Genomic DNA, 6,030 nt, shown 5'->3' with positions numbered 1-6,030 from the left:
CGGACCCATGTTCCGCCTCGACCCCCACGCCCAGGCCCGCGGACGCGGCTGCCCCATCTGAGGCGGCGCGGCGTGATCGAGGCCGTCGACGCCGCGAACGGCTGAGGGTCCGGGTCAGGCGCCGTCGAAGTCCGCCGCCGTCATGCCGGCGGGGTGGCCGGCCGGCCACTGCACCAGCTCGATGCGGTAGCCGTCGGGGTCGGTCAGCCAGGACGTCCGCATCCCGGCACCGTGCTGGGTCGGCGTCTCGGCCGGCAGGCCGCGGGCGGCGAGCGAGGCGACGGTCGCATCGAGGTCGTCGGTCTGGACGACGAGGTGGTTGACGGCGTCGGTGCTCGTGACGGGACGCGCGGGGTCGTGGACGAGCTCGAGCGTGGCGAACGGGTCGTCCGGCAGCGCGAGCACGGTCAGGCTGCCGAACGGGGTGTCGGGGACGCGGCCGAGCTCGCGGTAGCCGAGGGCCGTGTAGAAGCCCAGCGAGCGGTCCAGATCGGTGACGCGGAGCCCGAGGTGGAGCGTGCGCATGGGCGGCAGCCTAGGAGCGGCCCGTGCGGCCCCGGCTCGGATGTCCTCGCGACCCGCGGGCCCGGCTGGTCGTCGGTGTGGGAGCGGACCGGGAGCCGCCCGGGAGGTGGGCGGGCGACCGTGACCCCGTCGCTCCACGCCGCCTCGGGAGGTCCTCGTGCCCGGTTCGTCGACCACCCAGGTGGTCCTGGACCTCATCGGCATCGCCGTCGGTGGGGCCGCCGGCGCGCTGACCGCCGTCCGCTCCGGGATGCACTACATGGGCTGCCTCCTGCTGGGCCTGGTCACCGGGATCGGTGGTGCGCTGACGCGCGACGTGCTCCTGGGTGCCGTCCCGCCCGCCGCCCTCACCGACTGGCGCTACCTGACCGCCGGGCTGGCCGCGGCGCTGCTCGCGCAGCACCTCCACCCGCTGCTCAGCCGCGTCGAGCGCGTCGTCGACCTCGCCGACGCCGTGTGGCTCGGGCTCTTCTCCGTGGCCGGCGCCCTCAAGGCGGTCCACCTCGGGGCGCCCCCGATGGCGAGCGTGCTGCTCGGCGTGATCACCGGGATCGGCGGCGGCGTGCTCCGCGACGTCCTGGTCGACCGGAAGCCGGTCGTGCTGACCCAGGAGATCTACGTGCTGCCCGCGCTGCTCGGGTCGCTGGTCGTGGTCACCGCCCCGTTCCTCGGCTGGCCGAGCGGGGCCGCGACGATCCCGGGGGCCCTGCTCTGCACCGCCGTGCGGGTCGTCGCGATCCGCCGCGGCTGGCGCGGGCCGGTGGTCGGGCGCCGAGACGGGGCGTCCGAGTCGTCCCGGTAGCGCGCGCCCGTCACACCGTCGCGGGGGACTCCGACGGCCTACGCCGGCGGGCGGGAGACGTCGTCGACGGTCAGCGTCCCGAGGTCGGTGTTGGCGATCCAGACCTCGGTCCCGTCCGGCGACACGGCGAGCGCCACGCCGTCGGCGTACTGCTCGACGAACCAGCCGACGGTCACCGCGCGCGTCGCGGTGTCGACGGCGGCGAGGACCGGCGGGTCGGTGGCCAGCACGGCGAACACGCGGGCGCCGTCGCGGGAGACGGCCAGTCCCGAGACCGGACCGGGCAGCGCGACCTCGCCGACGGGCGTCGCGCGGTCGGGGTCGACGACGGTCAGCGCGTGCCGGGGTTCGGTGCTGCCGAGGTAGGCCACGTCGCCGCCCGGTGCGGCGACGGCGAGGTGGGCGGGCGCGGCGAGCCGGATCGACGTCGCGGGCACGCCCGTGCGGGTGTCGACGACCTCCGCGGTCGCGCGCTGGTCGTCGACCGTCAGCAGCCGGGACCCGTCGACACCCGCCGTGAGAGCGGTGACCCGGCGGTCGAGCCGTCCCGTGGTCCGCCCGCTCGCCAGGTCCACGACGAGGACGCCGCCGCGGACCGGCACGAACGCGGTCGTCCGGCGGGCGTCGAGGACCGGCGACCCGACGGCCGGCTCGGGCAGGACCCGGGTGGCCACGACCGCCGACCGCCGCAGGTCGACCACGACGAGCTCGTCGCGCCCGGGGCGGGTGGTGGCGACGAGGAGCTGCTCCCCGGCGGCGTCGGCGACGGCGCCGACGGTGCGGCCCTCGCCGAGCGGGATCTCGGCGACGACGGAGCGCGCGCGGGTGTCGAGCACCGTGACCGTGCGGCTGCCCGCGTTGGCGATGACGGCGTCGGCGCCGCTCGCGGTGAAGGCGACGGCGACGGGGCCGAGCCCGATGGAGATCCCCGTGCCGGTGTAGCGGCGCACGGCGGTGACGCCCACGACGAGCACCAGGGCGACGAGCGCGGCGACCAGCGTGCGGCGGGCCCAGCGCGGCAGCGACCAGGGGGCCACGGGCGCCCAGCGGTGCGGGGCGACGCGGCGCTCGGGCGGCTCCGGGTCCGGCGCCGGGGGCGCCAGCGGGGTGGTCGGACGGCGCCGCAGGGCCGCCGCCGCGTCCGCCGCCAGCGCTCCGGCGGTCGCGTACCGCGCCCCCGGGTCCTTCGCCATGCCCCGCGCGACCACCTCGCCCAACGCCGCGGGGACGTCGTCGGGCAGGACGGGCGGCGAGAGGTAGAGGTGCGCCCCGACCTGCTCCGCCGGATCCCCGTCACCGAACGGCGGCGCGCCGGTGAGGCACTCGAACAGGACGCAGGCCAGCGCGTAGACGTCGGACCGGGCGTCCGCGGGTCCCGCGCGCAGCCGCTCCGGCGCCATGTACGCGAGCGTGCCGATCACCTGGCCGTCCCCGGCGACGCTCACCGAGCCCGCGGGCCGGGCGACGCCGAAGTCGGCGAGGTGGGCGAAGTCGTCCGGGCCCACGAGCACGTTCGAGGGCTTGACGTCACGGTGCACCAGCCCTGCGGCGTGGGCGGCGTCGAGGGCGGCCGCGACCTGGGTGACCAGCCCGACCGTCCGCCGCGCGTCGAGGGGCCCGTCCCGCAGCAGCGTGCCGAGGTCGGTGCCGTCGACGAGCCGCATGTCGAGGTAGAGCTGGCCGTCGATCTCGCCGTAGTCGTGCACGGGGACGACGTGCGGCTCCCGCAGCTCGGCCGCCGCCTCGGCCTCGCGGCGGAACCGCTGCCGGTAGGCCTCGTCGGCACCGAAGCGGGGGTGCAGGAGCTTGAGGGCGACCCAGCGCGAGCGGCGGGTGTCCCACGCCCGGAACACCTCGCCCATCCCGCCGCTGCCCAGCGACCGGTCCAGGCGGTAGGGACCCAGCTCGGCGGCCACGCCGTCCAGCGTCCCCGAGCGCGGTCGCGGTCACCACCGCCCGGCGGGTCAGGCCCCCGCGGCGTCGAGTCGCGCGCGGACCGCCGCCAGGCGGTCGGCCAGTTCGGCCTCGTCGATGACGTGGCGGGTCACCAGCGAGTGCGCCAGCGCGACGAGCTGGTTCTCGGGATGGGGCAGCGAGCCGTAGACGTCCCGGGAGAGGCGGTCCTCGTCGTCGCGCCGGGTGAGCACGGGCAGCGTCGCGCCCTCCTCGTCGAGCGCGTCGCACATCGCGTCGAGGCTGGACTTCCACGGCGGCACCGGGTTGGTGACCCCGTACCGGGCGGCCATCCGTCCCCACGTCTGGTCGTGCTCGACGATCCGCTCCAGCGTCCGCACCCGGGCGGACGGCAGGTCGTGGCCGGTCGTCATGCCTCACCCCCGGCCTCGCTGCCCGCCACCGGGCGGAGCGCGGGGTGCAGCGGGCGGGTCGCGTTCGTGGTGACCCCGGGCTTCGGCAACGCGACCCCGATCAGGCAGTCCCGCGTCACGATCTCGGCGAGCGCCGCCTCGCTCCACCCCTCCGTGCCGTCCGGTCGGACGGGCAGCACCATGAAGCGGTGCTTGGAGTTGGAGTCCTCGACGCGGATCTCGACGTCCTCGGGCAGGTAGAGCCCGAACTCCGCGAGGACCTGGCGCGGCCAGCGCACGATCCGGCGCCGGTAGTTCGGCGTCCGGTACCACTCCGGTGACATGCCCAGGATCGGGCGGGGATAGCAGGAGCAGAGGGTGCAGACGATGACGTGGTGCACCGTCGGGGTGTCCTCGAGCACCTCGAACGCCGTGAAGTCGCTCGGGGTGCCGAACCCCGTCGGGTGCAGCCAGTCGACGCCCAGCTCTTTCGACGCGGCGATCGCGTCGTCCAGCGCCAGCCGCCGGAAGTCCGGATCGACCCACGCCCGGGCGACGAACCGGGACCCCGCGGCCGGCTCGAGCTGCTCCACGTGCTCGGTGTAGCGCCGGTGGTCCTCGGCGGTGAACAGACCCTTCTCGATGGCGAGCTCGCGCAGGGCGATCTCCAGCACCTCGAAGTCGGTGACCTCCTCGACCATCGGTGCCGTGCCGGCGTGGTCGTGCGTGTCGTGCCCCGCCATTCCGTGTCCTCCTCGTCCCCGCGACCTGGTGGCTAGGCCGCCCGACGGAGCCAGCGCTCCGAGATCTCCGCCTGGAGCGTGTCGCCCGCGCACCCCGTGTACGCCTCCCAGAGGTCGGCCATCCGGAAGCGCACGATGTAGAACCACTCCGGTTCCTGGTCCTCGCGGTCGAAGGCCTCGTCCTCGGGCGCGAGGCTCTCGTAGGAGACCTTGGCGACCGTCCCACGCTTCCCCCGCAGGTACTCCTGCGTGCGCGTGTAGAAGATCGTCGGCAGCTCGCGCACGCACACGTCGTCCCCGACCGCGAAGCCCGGCGTGCCCGCCGTCCCGGCGAAGCACTGCGGATCCCCCTGGCCGACCGCGTCCCGGTGGTGGCGGTTGCGGGGCACGGCCTCCGTGTCCCCGGTCGCGCGCGGCGCGGCGTCCACGGGTCCGGCGGCGCAGCGCTCCCGGACCTCGTCCACCCGCTCGATCAGCTCGCCCAGGGTGATGTGCCGCTTCTCGACCAGGCACCGGGCGATCGCCCACAGCCAGCGGCCGTAGTAGGGCAGGCCGAGGTAGTTGGTCCGTCCCAGGTCGACGTTGCCGATCCGCCGGCGTTCCTCCGAGGTCCAGATGCCCCGCCAGCCCAGGACCTCGCACGTGACGAACGTGTCGAGCTCCCACTGCTCCTCCTCCTTGTCCTCGAAGAGGGCAGGGGCGTCCGGCTCACCGCCGACGTCGTGGGGGGTCTTCATGTAGGCACGGAACGTGTCGTGGTCGACCTGGTCCGGGTAGGCCCAGTCCTGCACACGGTGCAGCGCGACGCGCAGCTGGCTCGAGAGATCGCCCATGACGGAGTTGCCCACGGTCGTTCCTCCGTTCAGCGGTGCAACTAGGCCAAACGAACTACACAGTAACGCGCGTCACACGGCGATGGAAGGGTGATCCCGGGGTCACCGACGCCGGGCCGCCCGGCGTCCGCCGCGCGCCCTCATCGCGCGGCCGGTGCCGCCCGGTGCCGGGTCGTCCCGGCGGCGGGGGGTGCGGGAGCTGTTCACCGTGCGTCCGCGGACGATCCCGATGAACTCCTCCATGAGCTCGGTGTTCTCCGCGTCCGGCCAGGTGAGGACGACGTCGGACCGCGGCGCGTCGGCCAGCGGCCGGTGGGTGAGGTCGCGGCGGTGGTGCAGGCGCGCCAGCGACTGGGGGAGGACCAGCACGCCGACGCCCGCGGCGACGAGCTCGATCGCGTCGGCCGTCGTCGGGGGGTCGGTCACCGCGGGCCGGCCCGGGAGCTCGCCCGCCCACGGCAGGGTGTCATCGAGCGGGCGCAGGACGACCTCGTCGGCCAGATCGTCGAGGCCGGCCTCGTCGACGGCGGTGAGGACGTGGTCCTTCGGCACCACGGCCACGGTGGTCTCGGTGTAGAGCGGGATGGCGTGCAGCCCGTCCCGGTCGATCGGCAGCCGGACCAGACCGGCGTCGACCGCGCCGTCCCGGACCCGGCCCACCACCTCGTCCGTGCTCGCCGCGAGCAGCTCGAGGGGGACGTCGGGCCGGCGCTGGGCCCACATCCGCGTCCACTTGCCCGGCGTGACGCCCGGGACGTAGCCGAGCCGGAACGACATTGTCCCGGGCTCGGTCTCGGGCTCGGTCACCGGCCCAGGCTATC

At 75.3% G+C, this 6,030-nt stretch carries 7 protein-coding genes; 1 reads left to right on the top strand and 6 read right to left on the bottom strand.

All coding sequences use genetic code 11. The features are described from left to right. Positions 1 to 114 precede the first annotated feature (114 nt). The gene (locus tag ABD994_RS24200) at positions 115 to 525 is read right to left on the bottom strand and encodes a VOC family protein (protein WP_345421468.1); all 411 of its coding nucleotides are present in this window, start codon (positions 523 to 525) and stop codon (positions 115 to 117) included. Positions 526 to 682: 157 nt separating this feature from the next. Between ABD994_RS24200 and ABD994_RS24195 the strand changes: the two genes are divergently transcribed. Next, positions 683 to 1,327 (top strand): trimeric intracellular cation channel family protein, encoded by a 645-nt coding sequence (locus ABD994_RS24195; protein WP_345421465.1) that lies wholly within the window; start codon positions 683 to 685, stop codon positions 1,325 to 1,327. Positions 1,328 to 1,365: 38 nt separating this feature from the next. Here ABD994_RS24195 and ABD994_RS24190 read toward each other — a convergent pair whose 3' ends face one another. The 5 genes from ABD994_RS24190 to ABD994_RS24170 all read right to left on the bottom strand — a co-directional run bounded on the left by ABD994_RS24190 (position 1,366) and on the right by ABD994_RS24170 (position 6,016). Further along, the gene (locus ABD994_RS24190; protein ID WP_345421462.1) at positions 1,366 to 3,243 is read right to left on the bottom strand and encodes a serine/threonine-protein kinase; all 1,878 of its coding nucleotides are present in this window, start codon (positions 3,241 to 3,243) and stop codon (positions 1,366 to 1,368) included. A gap of 48 nt (positions 3,244 to 3,291) precedes the next feature. Beyond that, positions 3,292 to 3,654, bottom strand: coding sequence for a hypothetical protein (locus tag ABD994_RS24185; protein WP_345421459.1), 363 nt, complete (start codon positions 3,652 to 3,654; stop codon positions 3,292 to 3,294). Then, a complete protein-coding gene (scnC, locus tag ABD994_RS24180) occupies positions 3,651 to 4,376 on the bottom strand; it encodes a thiocyanate hydrolase subunit gamma (RefSeq protein ID WP_345421456.1) in 726 nt (241 codons plus the stop codon). The genes ABD994_RS24185 and scnC overlap by 4 nt, the downstream gene beginning before the upstream one ends. A gap of 32 nt (positions 4,377 to 4,408) precedes the next feature. Next, entirely contained in the window at positions 4,409 to 5,224 is an 816-nt protein-coding gene (locus ABD994_RS24175; protein ID WP_345421453.1) for an SH3-like domain-containing protein, read from the bottom strand. An 87-nt stretch (positions 5,225 to 5,311) separates the two neighbouring features. Beyond that, positions 5,312 to 6,016 carry a LysR family substrate-binding domain-containing protein gene (locus tag ABD994_RS24170; RefSeq protein ID WP_425550117.1) on the bottom strand — a complete coding sequence of 235 codons (705 nt, stop codon included), beginning with the start codon at positions 6,014 to 6,016 and terminating at the stop codon, positions 5,312 to 5,314. Positions 6,017 to 6,030: the final 14 nt, after the last annotated feature.

It is taken from the genome of Actinomycetospora chlora, from assembly GCF_039542135.1.
GTDB classification, from domain to species: Bacteria; Actinomycetota; Actinomycetes; order Mycobacteriales; family Pseudonocardiaceae; genus Actinomycetospora; species Actinomycetospora chlora.
Note: the sequence above shows the minus strand (reverse complement) of the source record. Positions and strands in the feature narration are given on the sequence as shown.

Bases quoted from the DNA above. Each gene is read 5' to 3' on its own strand.
- ABD994_RS24185 (WP_345421459.1), bottom strand. From the start codon at position 3,654: ATGACGACCGGCCACGACCTGCCGTCCGCCCGGGTGCGGACGCTGGAG.
- scnC (WP_345421456.1), bottom strand. From the start codon at position 4,376: ATGGCGGGGCACGACACGCACGACCACGCCGGCACGGCACCGATGGTC.
- ABD994_RS24200 (WP_345421468.1), bottom strand. From the start codon at position 525: ATGCGCACGCTCCACCTCGGGCTCCGCGTCACCGATCTGGACCGCTCG.